15 protein-coding genes are annotated in these 18,565 nt (G+C 40.0%); 1 reads left to right on the forward strand and 14 read right to left on the reverse strand.

Annotated features, from left to right (window positions below):
- Positions 1 to 6: 6 nt before the first annotated feature.
- The 3 genes from ABJH98_RS12565 to ABJH98_RS12575 all read right to left on the reverse strand — a co-directional run bounded on the left by ABJH98_RS12565 (position 7) and on the right by ABJH98_RS12575 (position 3,814).
- Positions 7 to 2,037, reverse strand: coding sequence for a hypothetical protein (locus ABJH98_RS12565; protein ID WP_348308041.1), 2,031 nt, complete (start codon positions 2,035 to 2,037; stop codon positions 7 to 9).
- 41 nt (positions 2,038 to 2,078) lie between these two features.
- Entirely contained in the window at positions 2,079 to 2,975 is an 897-nt protein-coding gene (locus ABJH98_RS12570; RefSeq protein ID WP_348308042.1) for a hypothetical protein, read from the reverse strand.
- 77 nt (positions 2,976 to 3,052) lie between these two features.
- Positions 3,053 to 3,814, reverse strand: a complete 762-nt coding sequence (locus tag ABJH98_RS12575; RefSeq protein ID WP_348308043.1) for a hypothetical protein — start codon at positions 3,812 to 3,814, stop codon at positions 3,053 to 3,055.
- A gap of 194 nt (positions 3,815 to 4,008) precedes the next feature.
- Between ABJH98_RS12575 and ABJH98_RS12580 the strand changes: the two genes are divergently transcribed.
- Positions 4,009 to 4,530, forward strand: a complete 522-nt coding sequence (locus tag ABJH98_RS12580) for an NAD(P)H-dependent oxidoreductase (RefSeq protein ID WP_348308044.1) — start codon at positions 4,009 to 4,011, stop codon at positions 4,528 to 4,530.
- Between the two features lie 61 nt (positions 4,531 to 4,591).
- Here the strand turns inward: ABJH98_RS12580 and ftsZ are convergent, their stop codons facing one another.
- From ftsZ to ABJH98_RS12635, 11 genes are all read right to left on the reverse strand, one after another.
- Positions 4,592 to 6,142, reverse strand: a complete 1,551-nt coding sequence (gene ftsZ / locus ABJH98_RS12585; protein ID WP_348308045.1) for a cell division protein FtsZ — start codon at positions 6,140 to 6,142, stop codon at positions 4,592 to 4,594.
- A 171-nt stretch (positions 6,143 to 6,313) separates the two neighbouring features.
- A complete protein-coding gene (gene ftsA / locus ABJH98_RS12590; protein WP_348308046.1) occupies positions 6,314 to 7,624 on the reverse strand; it encodes a cell division protein FtsA in 1,311 nt (436 codons plus the stop codon).
- Positions 7,625 to 7,632: 8 nt separating this feature from the next.
- Positions 7,633 to 8,397, reverse strand: coding sequence for a cell division protein FtsQ (locus tag ABJH98_RS12595; RefSeq protein WP_348308047.1), 765 nt, complete (start codon positions 8,395 to 8,397; stop codon positions 7,633 to 7,635).
- Complete coding sequence (murC, locus tag ABJH98_RS12600) at positions 8,394 to 9,776, reverse strand: UDP-N-acetylmuramate--L-alanine ligase (RefSeq protein WP_348308048.1); 1,383 nt, start codon at positions 9,774 to 9,776, stop codon at positions 8,394 to 8,396. Before murC ends, ABJH98_RS12595 begins: the two co-directional genes overlap by 4 nt.
- Positions 9,773 to 10,882, reverse strand: coding sequence for an undecaprenyldiphospho-muramoylpentapeptide beta-N-acetylglucosaminyltransferase (murG, locus tag ABJH98_RS12605; RefSeq protein ID WP_348308049.1), 1,110 nt, complete (start codon positions 10,880 to 10,882; stop codon positions 9,773 to 9,775). Before murG ends, murC begins: the two co-directional genes overlap by 4 nt.
- Positions 10,883 to 12,046: an FtsW/RodA/SpoVE family cell cycle protein gene (locus ABJH98_RS12610; protein WP_348308050.1), complete on the reverse strand. Its 1,164-nt coding sequence runs from the start codon at positions 12,044 to 12,046 to the stop codon at positions 10,883 to 10,885. It lies immediately after the preceding gene.
- The gene (gene murD / locus ABJH98_RS12615) at positions 12,043 to 13,419 is read right to left on the reverse strand and encodes a UDP-N-acetylmuramoyl-L-alanine--D-glutamate ligase (protein WP_348308051.1); all 1,377 of its coding nucleotides are present in this window, start codon (positions 13,417 to 13,419) and stop codon (positions 12,043 to 12,045) included. The genes ABJH98_RS12610 and murD overlap by 4 nt, the downstream gene beginning before the upstream one ends.
- Positions 13,420 to 14,634, reverse strand: coding sequence for a phospho-N-acetylmuramoyl-pentapeptide-transferase (gene mraY, locus ABJH98_RS12620; protein WP_348308052.1), 1,215 nt, complete (start codon positions 14,632 to 14,634; stop codon positions 13,420 to 13,422). It abuts the gene before it with no gap.
- 3 nt (positions 14,635 to 14,637) lie between these two features.
- Positions 14,638 to 16,104: a UDP-N-acetylmuramoyl-L-alanyl-D-glutamate--2,6-diaminopimelate ligase gene (locus ABJH98_RS12625; protein WP_348308053.1), complete on the reverse strand. Its 1,467-nt coding sequence runs from the start codon at positions 16,102 to 16,104 to the stop codon at positions 14,638 to 14,640.
- Positions 16,101 to 18,197 carry a penicillin-binding protein gene (locus tag ABJH98_RS12630; protein WP_348308054.1) on the reverse strand — a complete coding sequence of 699 codons (2,097 nt, stop codon included), beginning with the start codon at positions 18,195 to 18,197 and terminating at the stop codon, positions 16,101 to 16,103. The genes ABJH98_RS12625 and ABJH98_RS12630 overlap by 4 nt, the downstream gene beginning before the upstream one ends.
- Positions 18,194 to 18,565 carry an FtsL-like putative cell division protein gene (locus tag ABJH98_RS12635; RefSeq protein ID WP_348308055.1) on the reverse strand — a complete coding sequence of 124 codons (372 nt, stop codon included), beginning with the start codon at positions 18,563 to 18,565 and terminating at the stop codon, positions 18,194 to 18,196. Before ABJH98_RS12635 ends, ABJH98_RS12630 begins: the two co-directional genes overlap by 4 nt.

The raw sequence follows: 18,565 nt of genomic DNA on the forward strand, positions 1-18,565 counted from the left end.
TTTTGATTACTCTTCATACTTTCTGTTTTTCCATGACATCAATTCTGAATAAACAACAGAACCTGTTTTGCTTACCGCTTTTACTTTGTAGAAAACAGTAGGTGCATTAGCTGGCGAGGTATCTGTAAAATTGGATTCAACAAGTAATCCACTTACTGGTCTCATCTCAGTTTCTGTTGCACCACTAAACATCACATACCCAACAAGGTGCTGACTAGGTTCTTCATTCCACCAGATCAAAATATTGTTTTTTCTGGCATTGTACTTATATTTCAATTTACCCACTTCCTCAAGTGTCCTTTCCTTGTACAAATAGCCATATTCGATATTTGAACAATCCGATTCGTTACTTACAGAATCCAAAGCAGTTAGGCAATAAGCGTAAGTGCGGTTAGTCACTATCTGTCTGTCGGTAAATCCATGCACTCCAGGTTCAATAAGATTTAGATTGATTTTTTTAAACTCTTCAGAAATAGAGGAATCTTGTCTATACATATGATAACCCATCAGGTCTTGATCTACATTAGGAATCCATTCCACTCTAATCGAATTTTCTGTTGGCTCAACTTGTCTAATCATTGGTTTTTCAGGAGGCATTACATCTGGAAGATGTGCATATACAGGCTCAGACACTTCACTTTTGTTATAGGCCGTATCGATGGCTAAAATTTTATAGAAAAATGTACTTTTGACATTTTTCGACAACTCTTGTTTAAAGAAATTATCTTGGATAGGTTCTACATTGAGCGGTACATATTCCTCACCTTCTTCTACTGCCCTAAATAATATATAACCCCACAAATCTTCTTCCTCATTCGCGGCCCAATCCAATCTAAAACCACTTGAATCTACCTTGATCGAGAGTTGATTTGGAATGTTAGGAGGTTTCACATCTGCAACTTCTACGAAGACCAATCTCGAAGAAGCCTCATTACCTGCAAGATCCAAGGAAGCCACATAATAATAATAAGGACCAGGTATACTCGGCAAATCCATATATTCCACTTCCAGTGGAGAAATAAGTGTATCCGTGACTCGCTCAAAAGGCCCATCACTTTTCACACTTCTGAACACATGAAAACCAACTACATCTGAATCAATTAAACTTTGCCATTCCAAATGCACTTTCATGGAATCTGCATCTACTTTTAACTCCTCGGGTGGAGCTGGTGGAGTAGTATCTCTAAATGGAACAACGACAGGTTCTGTTCGAGCAAATTCTTCACCGAAAAATCCAATACCAGCTATTTCATAACTATAGGTTTGCCCTTCAGAAAGTTTATCATCTATAAACTTGGGTGATGGATATACCAATTTGCCACTATCCATCACTTGGGTAAGCATCATAGGTTTGTTATTGACTTTATAAGTCGAATCGATTTCCTTTTCAGTTTTATAAATGTTAATCGCATAAAACCGATTCTCCTCGGGAAGCCAATCCAATTCAATTGATTTTTTGTTTTGAGATACCTCTATTTCTTTTACTGGAATGTCAGGCTCAAACTGCCCTACTTTTATTGGATTCGAAATGTTTAATAAGATTTCCTTGCCTTTTAATATCCTATTCACACGATACTCATAAGTACTTCCCCAACGAGCACTCTTGTCTTCAAAATATATTCCAGCATAATCAGCAAAAATCGAGCTTTGGAAAGATTTGATAATCATATTTATAAAAAGATGACTTGCTTCTTTGGCTTCTTCAGGACGCTGAAGCAACTGCTCAAAAAATTCCAGATCTGGGTCTGCCTGCTTAAATATTTGTTTAATGCTGTCTTTTACCTTGATGGGATTGGTATTTAGTTTTTCCCATTGCAACCCACCTTCTAGTCGTCTATATAAATTGACTCCTTCTGGATAAATAAAATCTGGTGTATACCATTTGATTAATACTTGATATGATTCCTCTGCGTTAGCGGGGTCATTGATTACCAATACCTGCGACTCTTGTGCCCGAAGTTTTAAACTCAGGACCATGAGAAGGGTCAATGCAATCAGAATCTTTTTGCCATGCTGGTTAGGTAATCTTTTTATCATTTAAGTGAGGTTGGTTTTTCATTCATTCTCAATATTTTCTATCAATCAACTCGCATTATATATGCTAAGACATAATAGGCAGGTCGATTTTCTGTAGATGTAACTATATCCTTTTGCGTATATCCTGTAGTTCTACAGGCAGATTTTGTTTTGTAATAATTGGGATTTGGAATAGGTACTACTGTGCAACTAGTGACAGAAGTCCAACCTTTTACGCTAATCACAAAATTCTCTGCTTGTGAGCAACTACCCTGTGCATATTCATCCCAAGTCATATCATTTGATCCACGTTTCCCTACTAAATGAAAATATATTCCGTCATACTGTTGCGCTGAACAAGTAGGTTCTGAAATAGTGTATTGCTCAACATGCCTATAACTAATTGAAGTTACTCCTGAAGTATTCACACCTCCAGTTGCGCCTGCATTTGTACCACCTAAAATAAACTTTCCTCTAAGGTCAGGCCTACCCCCTCCACCATCACAAAGTGCATATCCATCAGGAATTGTACTTGAATTACCATTCCACATGATGATTCCTCCTTTAGGAACAGTACCTAATCCATCAAATTCCGTCGCTTTTATTTTACCGACAACTTCTAATTCAGCATTAGGCTCTCTGTTCATATTTACACCTATTTTATAGGGGATTGTAGCATACACGGCACCTGTGATTCTAACATCACTTGTCAACCATGGATTAAGATCCATCCATCGAAACGTTGATCCACTGTACTTTCCATAATAGCTAAACCTATGATCTCTATCATTGTAAATAAGCATAGATTCGCTTGGGCTGGCATCTACTTCATTTGGACTTTCCACATTTGGTATAAGCACTCCCTTGTCAGTAGATTTGATTTCTAGGATAGCATGAGCATCGACATCATCAGTCCCAATTCCAACACCTTCAGTTTGTGCATGGCCGATAAGTGACATACATATGATTGTCAACAATAAAAAAATTTGGGAAGTTAATTTCATTCTCATTGATATGGTAATATTTTATTCTTCATCTAGTAGACCCTCATAATAAATGCTGCTCGATAATATACTGGTCGATTTTCTGTGCTTGTAATTCTATTTTGAGTAGATCCACCAGATTCATATTGCACTGAAGTTGTGGCTTTTGAATCAGTTCCTCCTTTTGATCCAATATTGTTTTTTCCACCGACAATAAATCGGTCGGTAAGATTTGGCGTGGTTCTACTATGCGCTGTCTGACCATTACATAGGACAAAATTATGTGGCCAATCGCCTTCTTCACCTGTCCACAAAATAATACCCCCAACGGGCAGCACTCCATAGCCTTCCATTACATTTCCATATGTATCTGTATCTGCGATTGAATAGTATGCACTTACGCTTCCATTCACCTCCATACTTTCAGTTGGGGTTGCATTTGTATTAATTGCTACTTTTCCTGGAGTAGTTGCAAAAGTTGCTGCATCAAGACGAACATCGCTAGTCAACCAAGGATTTACATACATCCATTGCAAACCACCATATCTCCCGAAGAAAATAAATCGATTTTTGTTTGAATAATATGCCAATAACCTTTCATCCTCTGCTATATGGCCAGTGCTTATTGCACCCCACCTAGGCAACAGCAACCCTTTGTTTGTATTAGGGGATTCGATATGTAATGCTGCATGCTCGTCAATAAGAGAGATTCCAATTCCAATACCTTCGGTATTGGCTTGCGATAGTGCATAGTTAGCTTGCACCAATAGAAATGTCAGCGCTGTTAGCGCCGATAGGCTAGGCGTCCTTTTCATAGCTTTTTACATTCTCTATAGCGAGAATTAATCGCAATAATAATAAAATTTATTTACTATTAACTATAAAAAAGAATCAGCAATTTCAAAAAAGAGCAAAACCAAAGTGATTGTTTTTATTGCATAGTTTTCATCCTTTCTGTGATTCATGAAATCCTTAAATTGCAACTAAAAAATCTAGTCTTCTATTTTATATGGTCACTATCATCAGCAGCACCAATCGCAAAAAATCAGTTTCAAAAAAACTCGCGCATATCTATCAAGGGATATTGGAAGATAAAGGGGTCAATACAGAACTCATCTATTTAGATGAATTGCCTGCTGACTTTATTGAAACTGCCTTGTATGATCAAGCTGGGAAAAATAAGGTGTTTAATACCTTCAGAAAGAAAATGATAGAGGCAGAAAAGATGGTATTTATTGTTCCAGAATATAATGGATCATTCCCTGGTGTATTGAAAGCTTTTATTGATGGACTGGCTTACCCGCATACTTTCAGAGACAAAAAAGCAGCACTTGTCGGTATATCGTCGGGTGTTCAAGGCGCTGGATTGGCCTTGAGTCACCTAACAGATATTTTCAACTATTGCGGGATGCATGTGCTTGCTCAAAAGCCCAAGCTATCCCGCATAGAAGAAAATTTGACAGAAAATAATCTTTCAGAATTGTATCACACACTGCTCGAAGAGCAGGTAGATAAACTTTTAAGATTTTAGTAGTTAGACTTTAGTATTTAGATAAAATCTAACGTCTAAACACTAACTACTAATGTCTCAATTAGTCCGGTCTATCGTGTAAAAATTTATTGTTGCCCAACTGATTCTCGTCATCCAAATTATATTTAGACACAAGGCTTTCAGAAGAAGCTGGTACGTTTTTCAAATTCACTTTTTTGCGTTGATAGGCAGGTACATCGAATTTCTCTTTGTAACTATTGGCATCAACGCCATCGTCATTATTAATACCATCTAAGCGACGACGTCTTTCTTCGGACTGCTCCATCAACATGATTTTTTTCGACGGAGGATGTGCCATTCCATCCAATTCCTCCAATGGCTCATCTACTGATACTTTTTTAGTTTGAGACTCTTCAAACAATTTCCTCATTTCTATTTCAAAAGGATCTTCTTCCTCTACAGCTTTTGGCTCAGGCTCAGGAGTTCTTTCTGGTTTTTCGAATGAAAAAGATCTCATTTTTAATTGAAAATCTTCTTCAAAGGTATCTTCCTTCACTTCTTGTGGCTCACTAGTAAACAAACTCGTTTGCACATCTTTATCTAAATCAAAGACCTTTCTGTCTGATTCTTGTTCTTGTGATTTCGGAGAGGTTTTAACCTGCAGATCATCGTCATTTGCAGCTTCGAAACCGGTAGCTATTATTGTCACTCTAATGCTATCGCCTAATTCAGGATCGACACCATGACCAAATATCACTTCCGCATCATCTCCTGCTAGTTCTTGCATAAAATCAGTGATTTCAGTCAATTCGTCCATTTGAAGCTCTGCCTGATCACCAGAAATTATTGAAAGTAAAATCTTCTCGGCACCTTCAATATTTTGGTTATTCAACAAAGGAGAATTAATTGCTTCTTCGGCTGCTCTTCTTGCTCTGCTATCTCCTGAAGTCTCTGCAGATCCCATCACCGCTCCACCGGAATTCTTCATCACAGTCTTGACATCTTCAAAATCCACGTTGACATAACCTGGAACTGTGATAATCTCTGCGATTCCTTTAGCCGCAGTAGTTAATACATTATCCGCTTGAGCGAAAGCTTGATTCACGGACAAACTCCCAAAAGCTTCGGTCAGTTTATCATTCAGAATCATCAATACCGTATCGCAATTGGCTTTTAATGCATCTACGCCTTCCATGGCTTGTCGCATTTTCTTTTTTCCTTCAAACTTGAAAGGAACAGTAACGATACCTACGGTAAGAATTCCCAACTCCTTAGCCACTTGAGCAATGACTGGAGCCGCACCTGTACCTGTACCGCCACCCATACCAGCAGTTACAAACACCATTTTGGTGTCTTCGCTGAGCATGTTTCTTATTTCTTCCTTATTTTCTAATGCCGCATTTTTTCCTTGCTCAGGATTAGCACCAGCACCAAGTCCTTCCGTCAAGTTCACTCCTATTTGGAGCTTGTTGGGAATTGGACTTGTATTCAGGGCCTGTGAATCCGTATTGCAGACTATGAACTCTACTCCGGTAATACCCTGGTTAAACATGTGGTTTACGGCATTACTACCGCCACCGCCTACACCGATCACCTTGATGATCGATTTGTGATGTGTAGGCAAATCAAATTTAAAACTACTTTCTGTCATGATGTGTTTTGTTTAATCTGTTTGAAATAGTCGCGAGCGACTACCTACTGTTTTATTTATTTTCTTTTTTACTTGTCATTTCGACGAAGAGGAGAAATCTTATTGTCTTTTTAAAATTTCAATGAGATTTCTCAGCAAAGCTTCGAAATGACAAATGAATCAGGTTCCTAATTATCGAGCTGAACCGTCTTCAAAATCGTCTATTAATATCCCTTTGGTTTTCTCCAAAATCTTCTTCAAGATGTTATCAGAACTTCCTGCAGGTTTTTTCCTTTTGTCATATTCTTTGACCACAGAATCCTCCAAGAAGTATCTGTTGTCTCTGTCATCCAAAGCTTTGAAACCACAAAGCACCAATCCTACTGAAGTGGCAAACATTGGACTCTTGATCGCATCCACTTTGCTCTTGCCTAAATGTTCGTTAGGGAAACCGACACGAGCATCTAGACCAGTCATATATTCAAACAACTGCTTGATAGATACCAACTGCGAACCACCACCTGTGATTACAATACCGCCTGCCAGTCTGTTTTCATAGCCACTGGTGATAATTTTGGTGTGGACCATTTCGATGATCTCTTCCATTCTGGCTTCGATCACTCTTGCCAAATTCTTCACAGAAATCTCTTTTGGATCACGGTTTTTCAATCCTGGGATTGAGACCACCTCATTTTCATTGGCCATTTCGGCTAAAGCCTGTCCAAATTTGGTCTTCAATATTTCCGCCTGATGATTCAGCACATTGCAGCCATCTTTGATGTCTGAAGTGATGATATTACCTCCGAATGGTATCACAGAGGTGTGACGGATGATGTTTTCGTGGAAAATTGCGATGTCTGTAGTACCGCCCCCGATGTCCACTAAGCATACACCAGCTTCTTTCTCTTCGTCGCTCAATACCGACAAGCTCGAAGCCAATGGCTCCAGAATCAGATTGTCAATCTCCAATCCTGCTCTTCTCACACATTTATTGATGTTTTGAATGGCATTGGTTTGTGCAGTGATCACATGAAAGTCAGCTTCCAAACGGACACCTGACATGCCGACTGGATCCTTGATTCCTTCTTCGTAATCAACGATGTAGTCTTGCGGCATCACGTGAATAATTTCGCTCCCTGGTGGGATCACGATCTTGTACATATCGTTAGTCAACCTGTTTACATCTTCAATGGTAATCTCATCGTCAGACGAATGTCTGATGATAGATCCATGATGCACAGAGCTCTTGATATGCTGACCAGCGATACCCACATTCACTACTCGAATGTCAATACCTGCTTGCTCTTCAGCTTCAGTCACTGCTTTTTTAATCGCATTTATAGTTTTGTCGATATTAGTTACAATACCGCGGATGACTCCATCGGACACTGCCTTACCCATACCTAGTACTTCGAGTTTTCCGAACTCGTTTTTACGCCCAACGATCGCACATATCTTTGTTGTACCGATGTCGAGACCTACAATGATTTCATTTGTTTCCATACCATTTATCATTTACAGACGATTTGATTCTTGAATTTGAGGTTGACCGATGCATAAGTATTCCAGCCTTTGTAAGGCAGGATTTGCTTATAGAAGGTCATTAGTTTTCTAAATTTTTTTTCGATGTCTTCAGGTTTACCGAAGATGATTTCTTGTTTGGTTACTTGCGGTTCTAGGACCACTTCTTGATTTTTTTCAATTCTGATGGCAGCGATTTGTGCACTCCAGAATTCATCCTGGCTGATAAACTTGATCAATTCGAAAGTTTCCAGACCTTGTTGAGAATTTTTGATATTTCCTTCATTGATCCAGTTGTCATTGGCTAAGTGCATCAAAACCACACGTGCCGTGTAATGCTCCGATTCAGGCAGTATATCACCATTAACCCCGATATAATAATCTGGTCCATTTGACACTACGACTCTGGCAAGAGGTCTATTTTGTATGACTTCTATCGACATGTTTCCTTCTAAGTCGATATAGGCCTGCGCATCGTTTACAAACTGATGTGATTCGATTCGATTCTCTAATTCCTTCAGATTGAGACTGCCAAAGTCACTACTTAATAAGTAGTCCTTGCCCCTATCATTAATCAGGCTCAACACATCCTCTTGATTGATGAAATAATTCTCGAATTGATTGTCAATCAAAATGTGCACATCATTGATATAGCGATCGTTTTGACGAGAATTGGTAAAACCAATAATAATCGCCAAGCCAAATAGCACCAAGCCAATCTTAAACGTCTTCCATATGTGAATCAGCCATTTCATTTCTTCTCCAATAGGTGTTTAATGGGTGATACCAAAGTGTCAATATTTCCTGCGCCAACAGTCAACAAAACCTCAGGTGTATTACTTTCGAAGTATGCCAATACATCGTCTTTGACATATCGCACTACATTTTCCAAAGTCATTTTTTCCTTGATAATCTCTGAAGTGACTCCTTCTATCGGCAATTCTCTAGCAGGATAGATATCCAATAAAATCACTTCATCCGCCATTGATAAACTTTCTGCAAAACCATCTACAAAGTCTTTGGTACGAGTAAATAAGTGTGGTTGAAAAATCGTTGTGATTTTCTTATTTGGATAGAGCGCCCGAACAGATTCCAATAAGGCTTTGATCTCTTCAGGATGATGCGCATAATCATCGATAAATACCAGACCATCCGTCTTGATGATGTATTCGAATCTTCTTTTCACCCCTCTGTAGGAGTTGAGTCCATCGACTAAAACGCCATCACTACCAACCGATTCACTCACTGACGCCAAAGCAGCCAATGCATTTGAAACATTGTGGTAACCCGGCATGGCTAATTCAAAGCCAGTAATGTTGCGTTCCTCGCTTTTGTAGTCAAAAGTGAATTTTGCATCAGTAATTTTTAAATGGTCGACTGTGACATTTCCACCATTCAATCCATAAGTTTCAACCCCAATGTTTCCATTGGGATTGAGTTCCAATTCGTGTGCTACCTTTTCCTCAATAAATAGCTTTCCATTGGCTTTAATGTTTTTAATGAAGGCGTTAAAAGAGTCCTTCAATGAGTCTTTTGAACCATAAATATCCAGATGATCTGCGTCTGTCGCTGTAATGATGGCAACATCAGGATGAAGAGTCAAAAACGAACGATCAAATTCGTCAGCTTCTACGACCATCACATCGTTATTGATCCCAATCAATAAATTAGAATCGTAGTTGGTCATGATACCTCCTACAAATGCCGAGCAATCTACTCCTGCAGATTTTAGCAAGTGGGCAATCATAGATGATGTTGTGGTTTTGCCATGAGTACCGGCTACCGCAATCGTATATTTAGACTCAGTCAACAAACCGAGCACCTGAGATCTTTTGAACAACTCATAGCCATTTTCAATAAAGAATTGGTATTCTCCCAATTCTTTGGGAACAGCAGGTGTATATATAATTAAAGCCCCTTCTGCTTCATTTTTCACCTTTTCGGGAATGAGTTGGATGTTATCTTCGAAATGAATAGCAATGCCCTCTTCGATCAATTTTTCTGTAAGGACAGTCGAAGTTTTGTCATAACCAGTCACTACAAATCCATTGGCATGAAACCAACGAGCCAATGCACTCATACCGATCCCTCCGATCCCTATAAAATAGACGCTATGTATATGCTCTAATTTCATTCGATCATGGTTACTATTTCGTGAGCAATATCTTTAGCGGCATTGGGTTTGGCCATTTCTTTGATGTTGGCACTGAGAATTTTTTGTTGCTGATCGTTGCCGAGTAGTTTCAAGGTTTCTTCGATCAAATGCTCTCCTGCATCTTCATCGTGAATCATTTCTGCGGCTTCTCTACTCACCAACGCCAATGCATTTTTGGTTTGGTGATCTTCGGATACATTTGGTGATGGCACGAATAACACTGGTTTTCCTACTAAGCAAAGTTCTGAAATCGATAAAGCTCCTGCTCTAGAGATCACAACATCAGCTGCGCCGTAAGCTCGATCCATTTCCTTAATAAATGGAACCACTCTCAACTTTTCAGAATCAATGTGAGCAGTTCTTTCTTTCATTTCATCGAAATAGAATTTGCCTGTTTGCCATAGCACCTGTATATCCTCACTCAGTAGTCGCTCGACTCCATCTGCCAGCGTATTATTGATGGTACGTGCACCTAAGCTTCCGCCAATGATCAAAACAGTTTTTTTGTCACTTCTAAATCCAAATTGCGACAAACCTTCGAGTCGCACTTGATCAGCATTCATAATATCTGTCCTGACAGGATTGCCAGTTTCAATGATTTTTTTCTCTTCAAAAAACCGATCCATTCCTGGATAAGCCACACAAATCTTATTGGCTTTGCCAGCCAATAATTTATTGGTAATACCTGGATAAGAGTTTTGTTCTTGAATTAAAGTTGGAATCCCTTTTTTATTGGCCGCAAAAAGTAATGGCCCGCTAGCATAACCTCCTACTCCTACTACTACGTCTGGTTTGAATTTTCTTAGTAAGGCAAATGATTTCCAAACACTGGAGAGCACTTTGAAAGGAAATGACAAATTGCTTAAAGTAAGACTTCGCTGCAATCCACTGATCCATAACCCAACAATTTCGAATCCAGCTTCAGGCACTTTTTCCATCTCCATTCGACCTTTCGCTCCTACGAACAATAACTCCACTTCGTTTTGTATATCCTTAAGCGCATTAGCAATAGCAATAGCCGGATAGATATGCCCTCCGGTTCCACCGCCACTAATCATTATTCGATATATCTTTTGCTCCTTCATTTATGCGTATGCTGCTTCTGAATCTTTCCTATATTCATTAGAACTTGATGTTCCTAACTCTTCTATTTCTCCTCTACTCACACTTAGAATAATTCCAATAGCTACTCCTACGAAAAGCTGAGAAGTTCCCCCCATACTTACTAGTGGTAAAGTCAACCCTGTGATGGGCACCAAACCTACTGCAACGGCCATGTTGACCATGGCTTGCATGACTAGCGCGAAACTTAACCCTGCTGAAAGTAAACCACCATAAGTTCGTTCACTAGTCGCCACGACCCTAGTTCCTCTATAGAGCAAGGCGAGATATAAAAAAAGAACGGTCACACCTCCAACCAATCCATACTCTTCAATAATGATGGCATAGATGAAATCTGAATAAGGGTGAGGTAAAAAATTCTTTTGTTGGCTTTTTCCGGGTGCAAATCGAATTGTTCCGCCATTGGCAATAGCAATGAATGATTGCTCCGCTTGAAAAGGAATGTCATCTTCAGATAAGAAGGACTCAATTCTACTTATTGCGGTACCAGCTCGCTGACCTATCGCCAAAGCTGACGCTCCCGCAATGCACCCTACCAAAACCAGCATGGCTAAATATTTGACAGGCACACGTCCAATAAACATAACAACCATGCAGGTGACAAAAATCAAAGCGGCACTCGAAAGGTTAGTCATGGCGATCAATCCACAGATCAATCCAATCCACAACAACATCGGAATCAGAGATTCTTTGATATTATCAATGTTTTCTTGGCGCTTGGCTAGCATAGAAGCTAGCGTGACAATCAGCGCAAAATTGGCTAAATCAGAAGGCTGAAAAGCCTGATTAATAAACGGGACAGTGATCCATCGTGAAGCTTCGTTGATGTTCACTCCAAATTTCCAGGTAATAAAAAGTAAAGGCACAGATACGTAAAGTGCGAGTTTTGACAGTTTGGCGTAGTATCTGTAATCAATCTTATGAGCCACCCACATCGCCACCCAACTTAGTAGCACCAAAGAGGTATGCTTGAACAAGTAATGTTCTGTATTACCTTCCATTTGGTTATAGGCTAAAGTTCCCGTAGCACTGTAAACCACCAATATACTGAGAGCAGACAAGGCAATCACGATGAACCAAATCACCGGATCTCCATGCAAGTTTCTATGTGTCCAATCTCTGATCATGCTTTTACTGCTTCTTTATTTTTTTTTAGTTTCAAAACTTCCTCTCTGAACAAGTCTCCTCGGTGTTCATAGTTGTTGAACAGATCGAAGCTTGCACATGCAGGAGAAAGTAAAACCACCTCCCCAGGTTGTGCCAGTTCGTTGGCATGAGCTATCGCTTCTTCTGCACTTTTCACCTCAATGAGGATATTTACATCATTTCTAAACTCATCTGTCAAGTGCGCATTGTCCGTGCCCAAGCAGATCAGCGTGTTCACCTTATTTTTTACCAAAGTTTTGATCTGCGAATAATCATTGCCTTTATTCACGCCTCCTGCGATCCAAACCACTGGTCGTGTCATGGCATCAAGTGCGTAATACACCGCATCCACATTGGTCGCCTTGGAGTCGTTGATGTAAGGGATGTCCTGAACATAACCAACCAATTCCATCCGATGTGGCGCATTTTTGAAAGTAGATAGCCCTTTCATGATATCACCAAATGCTACATCTAATTGAATGGCAGAAAGTATTGCTGCCATTTGGTTGTATTGATTGTGTCGACCCAAGAGCGGTAAGTCCTCGATAGGCACAATTTGAATTAGTTTTTCACAATCGAAAATCAAATAGCCTTCGAGGAAATATGCTCCATTACTGGTTTTTGATCTAGTGGTAATTTGAATTTTATCGCAGGATAAATCACTCTGATTCACCCTCTTGGTTATCATTTCATCATCAGCATTGAAAATGAAGTGGGCACCTTTTTTCATATTTTGAACCAGTCGCCATTTAGCATCTGCATACAATTCCATATCATGATTGTATCGATCCAAATGGTCTGGTGTAATATTTAAAATCACAGCAAGGTCTGGATTGAAGTCAACTACTCCATCCAATTGAAAACTGCTTAACTCCAGCACAATCACATCTGGGTTTTTATCTACTAGCAAATCAGAAAAGCTGTTACCCACATTTCCTGCGCTCTCCACATTTAATCCAGCCGTTTTGAGAATATGAGTGGTCAATAATGTAGTGGTAGTCTTTCCATTAGACCCTGTGATCCCAATGATCTTAGCCTTCGTATATCTGCTTGCAAATTCAATTTCAGAAATGACGGACTTACCCGCTTTTCTCAGCTCGACTATAACTGCAGCCGTTTCTGGAATGCCAGGGCTTTTGATGATCTCATCATATTTAAGCAATTCATCAAGGGTATGAATGCCTTCTTCAAATCGAGCCCCCATAGACTCAATCAGCCTTTGCTTGTGGACAGGGATTGTTTTTGAATCTGAAACAAAAGCACTCAAACCATGCTTGGTAGCTAGACGCAAGGCTCCCATGCCGCTTTCGCCGCTACCTAAAATTGCTACGCTATGGTTTTTATTCGTTTTCAATTATCTCAGTTTCAATGTCACTAGTGTGAGAATAGCCAACAGAATCCCTGTGGTCCAGAATCGAGTGACAATCTTAGTTTCATGCACGCCTTTTTTCTGATAATGATGGTGCAAAGGAGACATCAAGAATATTCTTCTTCCTTCTCCATATTTCTTTTTTGTGTATTTGAAATAACTCACCTGAATGATCACTGATAAGTTTTCAATTACGAAGATTCCGCATAAAACAGGAATCAATAATTCTTTTCTAACCACCAAGGCTAAAACTGCAATCACACCACCAATAGAGAGGCTTCCTGTATCTCCCATGAATACTTGCGCTGGGTATGAGTTGTACCAAAGAAACCCAATACATGCACCAACAAATGCGGTACAAAAAATCACTAGTTCACCAGAACCAGGGATGTACATAATATTGAGATATTCTGCGAAAATGAGGTTACCCGATACATAAGCCAGTATGGCTAGTGTAATCCCGATAATAGCTGAAGTGCCTGCCGCCAGCCCGTCCAATCCGTCTGTAATATTGGCGCCATTGGATACCGAGGTGACTATGAAGATGACAGCCAAAACATACAAGATGTTTGTATAATCTTCCATGAAGTCAGGCAGTAACCACTTGTAATTGAATTCATTGTTTTTGACGAAAGGAATCGTGGTGATGGTGCTTTTTACATCTTGGTAATCCTGAGATTCTACTACAGCAGTTTCAATACGCTGATCAGATTGACTAAAATCTCGCACCACAATGTCTTGATGAACAACCATAGTCACGCCCACTATCAATCCGATCACTACTTGACCGATGATTTTAAATTTGCCAGATAGGCCTTCCTTGTTTTTCTTTTTGATTTTTAGATAGTCATCTAAAAAACCAATCATTCCCATCCAAATCGTTGTCACCAACAACAAGATGACATATATATTATCCAATTTGGCGACCAATAAAGTTGGGATCACAATCGCACTAATAATGATGATTCCACCCATAGTAGGTGTGCCTTTCTTTTCCATCTGCCCCTCAAGACCCAAATCCCGAATGGACTCTCCCATTTGCTGCTTTTGAAGCATGCCAATAAATCGCTTACCAAAGAAAATAGTGATCAGAAGCGATAGCACAATACCAACACCTGCACGGAATGAGATGTACTGAAATACACTTGCCCCAGCGAGGTTAAATTGTTGATCTAAATACTCAAATAAATAGTACAGCATCGCTTAACTTCTAAATAGTTCTAACATTTCCTTCAAAATCTTTCGATCATCGAAAGCTGTTCTTTCTCCTTTTATTTCTTGATAATCTTCATGTCCTTTTCCAGCCACCAAAATGATATCATGGTCGTTGGCAATCGAACACGCAGTTTTGATTGCTTCTTTTCTATCTGGAATCACTAGAGTCTTTTTTACAAAAGATTTGCCCACGCCTTTCATCATATCGTCTAGAATATCCTTAGACTCTTCATCCCTTGGATTATCATCTGTGAAAATCACTTTGTCGCTCCATTTCACAGCAATTGACGCCATGACTGGTCGTTTGTCCTTGTCTCGATTGCCTCCGCAGCCCACTACAGTGATCACTTGTTCATTGCCTGAGCGGAATCCATCGATGGTTTGCAACACATTTTCCAATGCATCTGGTGTATGCGCATAATCTACGAGTGCGATGATATCTGACCCACCCTGAACTACTTCAAATCTTCCTGGCGCTGGCTCTAAACCGGATAGCATCATCAAAACCTCTTCTCTATCCTCGTGTAGTAATTCAGCCACGGCATAAGCTGCCAACAAATTGTAAGCATTAAATTTTCCAATCAATCTAAACCACACACTTTGACCGTTGATGTCCAATTCTAAGCCTTGATAGCTATTGGTGACAACTTTGGCTTTATAGTCAGTCATGAACTTAAGGCCGAATGAATAATGAGTCGCTTTGGTGTTTTGCAACATGATTTGCCCCCTCTTGTCGTCCAAATTGACTAAGGCAAAAGCTGAAGCGGGCAATTCATCAAAAAGTCTTTTTTTAGAATTGATGTAATTGTCGAAAGTTGCATGATAGTCTAAATGGTCATGACTGATATTCATAAAAACTGCACCATCAAAAGAAAGCCCTACAATACGGTTTTGATCAATAGCATGAGAGCTTACTTCCATAAAAGCAAACTGGCATTTTTCCTTCACCATTTTGGCCAGGAGTTCATTGAGACTCAACGCATCTGGGGTAGTATGCGTGGAAGGCACTACGTTGTCATTGATTACATTTTCTACTGTGGAAAGCATGCCAACATGATAGCCCAAAGACCTGAATAGCTTATAAAGAAGCGTAACCGTCGTCGTTTTACCATTAGTGCCAGTAATACCAACCAATTTCAGGTCCTTCGAAGGGTTTCCGTGATAATTCGAAGCGATGATACCTAGTGCATGACTTGAATTTTTTGTTGCCACAAAAGTGATTTCTTTGGACGGCTGCAACGGCATCTGCTCACAAACTACTGCTATCGCTCCACTTTTGATCGCCTGATTGATGTATTCATGACCATCTACTTGTGTGCCTTTTACAGCCACAAACAAATTGCCTTTTTCAACTTTTCGCGAATCAAATTGCACACCAGTAACTTCCAAGCCCATGTCTCCAGCGACTGAGGTTAAATTCACTTTGTACAATATGTCTTTCAATAGTATTCTCATCCAAGCGTTAGGTTTATTTGGTTGGCATTGTTGGTGTTGGAGCCTGGCACAACAGATTGCTGCGTAACTCTCCCACTACCAGAATAGGTTACTTTCAATTTTTTGTTTTCCAATAGGTACAAAGCATCCCTCAACGTCATACCTCGAACGTCAGGCACTACAGACTCTTTGGTATCGAGTTTTGACCAATCAATAGAATTATTATTGATCCTGGCCTTCACCCAATCTGATTCTTCTGTCAAATGGTTTGAAATTCCGATGGTATTGCAGATGAGTGAAAGGTCTTCGTGTTCACCAGCTCGAATCACAGGAAAAATACCCTCTACAACTTCCTGTCCTTCAAAAGGATCGTTCAACTCGACATCCAAGGCGTAGATTTTATCTGCTATTTCTTTGAAAACCGGAGCGGATACGTCGCTTCCATAAATTCTGTACTTCTTAGGATTATCAATAACCACTATGCAGCTATATTTTGGCTTGTCGGCCGGGAAATAACCAGCAAACGAAGTGTAATACTTGTTGATATATTTTCCGTTTTTATTGTGCTTAGCTGTGCCTGTCTTGCCTGCTATTTTGTAGTAAGAATCGTTGATATTTTGCGCCGTTCCTCTTTCTACTACTCCTTCCAGCATTTCTCTAACCTTGTTGAGTGTGATTTGAGAACATATCTTTTTATTGATTACTCGAGTTTCAAATGTTTCAATGGTTTTGTCGGCAGACATGACATGTTTCACTAATATGGGCTGAATCATTTTGCCGTTATTAGCTACTGCGTTGTACAGTGATAAAGTATGAAGTGGTGTCATGGTTAGCTCATAACCATGTGACATCCAAGGCAATGAAATACCACTCCAGGTAGAATCTGATGGACTTTTGATGTATGGCTTACCTTCTCCGATCAACTGAAAACCGAGTGGTTTTGTCAATCCCATGCTGTTGAGGTAATCAATATAAGTTTGTGGCTTTCTGCCAAATTCATCCTCAATCAACTTGGCAGTACCAATATTGGAAGATTTTTCAAAAACTTGCTGTACAGTCAGCGTTCCATATCCACCCGGTTTATGATCTTTCATCACTTGGTCGTAAAACTGCATGGTACCATCTCCTGTTGGAACCGAATCATTGAGACCTATGCTTGCCTCCTCAAAAAGAGCAATCATACTCGCCAACTTGAAAGTGGATCCTGGCTCTCTTGACCCCTGGCTACCCACTGCATAATTATAATTTTCGTAGTATCTCCCCTTGTTTCTTTTGCTTAAGTTGGAAATGGCTTTAATCTCACCAGTTGCCACTTCCATCACGATCACACAACCATAATCCGCATCGTTATTGGTCAGTGCTTTGAGCAATGCAGATTCAGCCACATCCTGCAAATCCACATTGATTGTGGTGACAATGTCCAAACCATTTTGAGGTTTCACTTCCGTACCATCATAAACCGGCTTCCAAGTACCACCAGATATTTTTTGATAGAGGGCTTTGCCATTTCTGCCCATCAGGTCTTTGTTGAAACTATATTCCAAGCCTACCACGCCTCTGTCGTCTTCATTGATGGTTCCAATGGTACGATAGCCTAAATAAGAAAAAGGTCGAAACCTTTTGTCCACCTTTTCAAATATTACTCCGCCACGCATTCGCCCTTCTTCGAAGATGGGCCATTGCGACATCTGTTTTTTGGTTTGATAGTTTATCTCTTTCCGATTGAGGGCGAGGTATCGTCGCCCAGACTGCCGGGCATCTATGATCCGGCGTTTGTAGTCAGTGGCCGAATAGTCTCGAAACTGCCTGGCGAGCCGTTCCGACAATTCATTAATCCCATTGTTGAATACCCGATCGTTAGGCAAGGAAGGATCAAAAGCCACTTTATAGAATGGCAATGAAGTAGCCAATAAGCTGCCATTGTCCGAATAGATATTGCCACGAGTGGCTTTTACATTTCTATATTGAAGGCCAATACTTTCTGCTTTTTTCTTCCACTTCCCTCCATCCAAGTTCTGGATTTCTACAATTTTATAAATAATCGCAAACGAAAAAAGTAGCGCTATCAAATAGGCTACACGTACTCTGAGCAATATGGTCGATTTAAAGCTCATTCCTGATTTTCGATGATTTTGAATGGCGGCTCAATACTTTCTTTCAATCCAAGCGTCATGGCTTTTTTGGCCACTTCAGATTGCTTGCTGGTGTACATATAATCTGCCTTGAGCGTGGTATAATCTGCCCTTAGATCTTCTACAGCCACTCTGAGTTTAGTGGCTTTTCTGATGTTTTTCTCTGCGAAGTGAAGGTTGCCAATGTAGACAATACAAAGAACCGTACTAAAAAGAAATGGCATGAGAAACTGCACAGGAAGCCCTTTATCGAAGAATTTTTCGACATTAATAAGGTTTTCAAGAAGAGAAAAAAAGCTTCTCCGACTTCCGCCGGTGCCTTGGGATTGTCTGTAGGTGTTAGATGCCAT

It is taken from the genome of Reichenbachiella sp., assembly GCF_039969095.1.
GTDB lineage: Bacteria > Bacteroidota > Bacteroidia > Cytophagales > Cyclobacteriaceae > Reichenbachiella.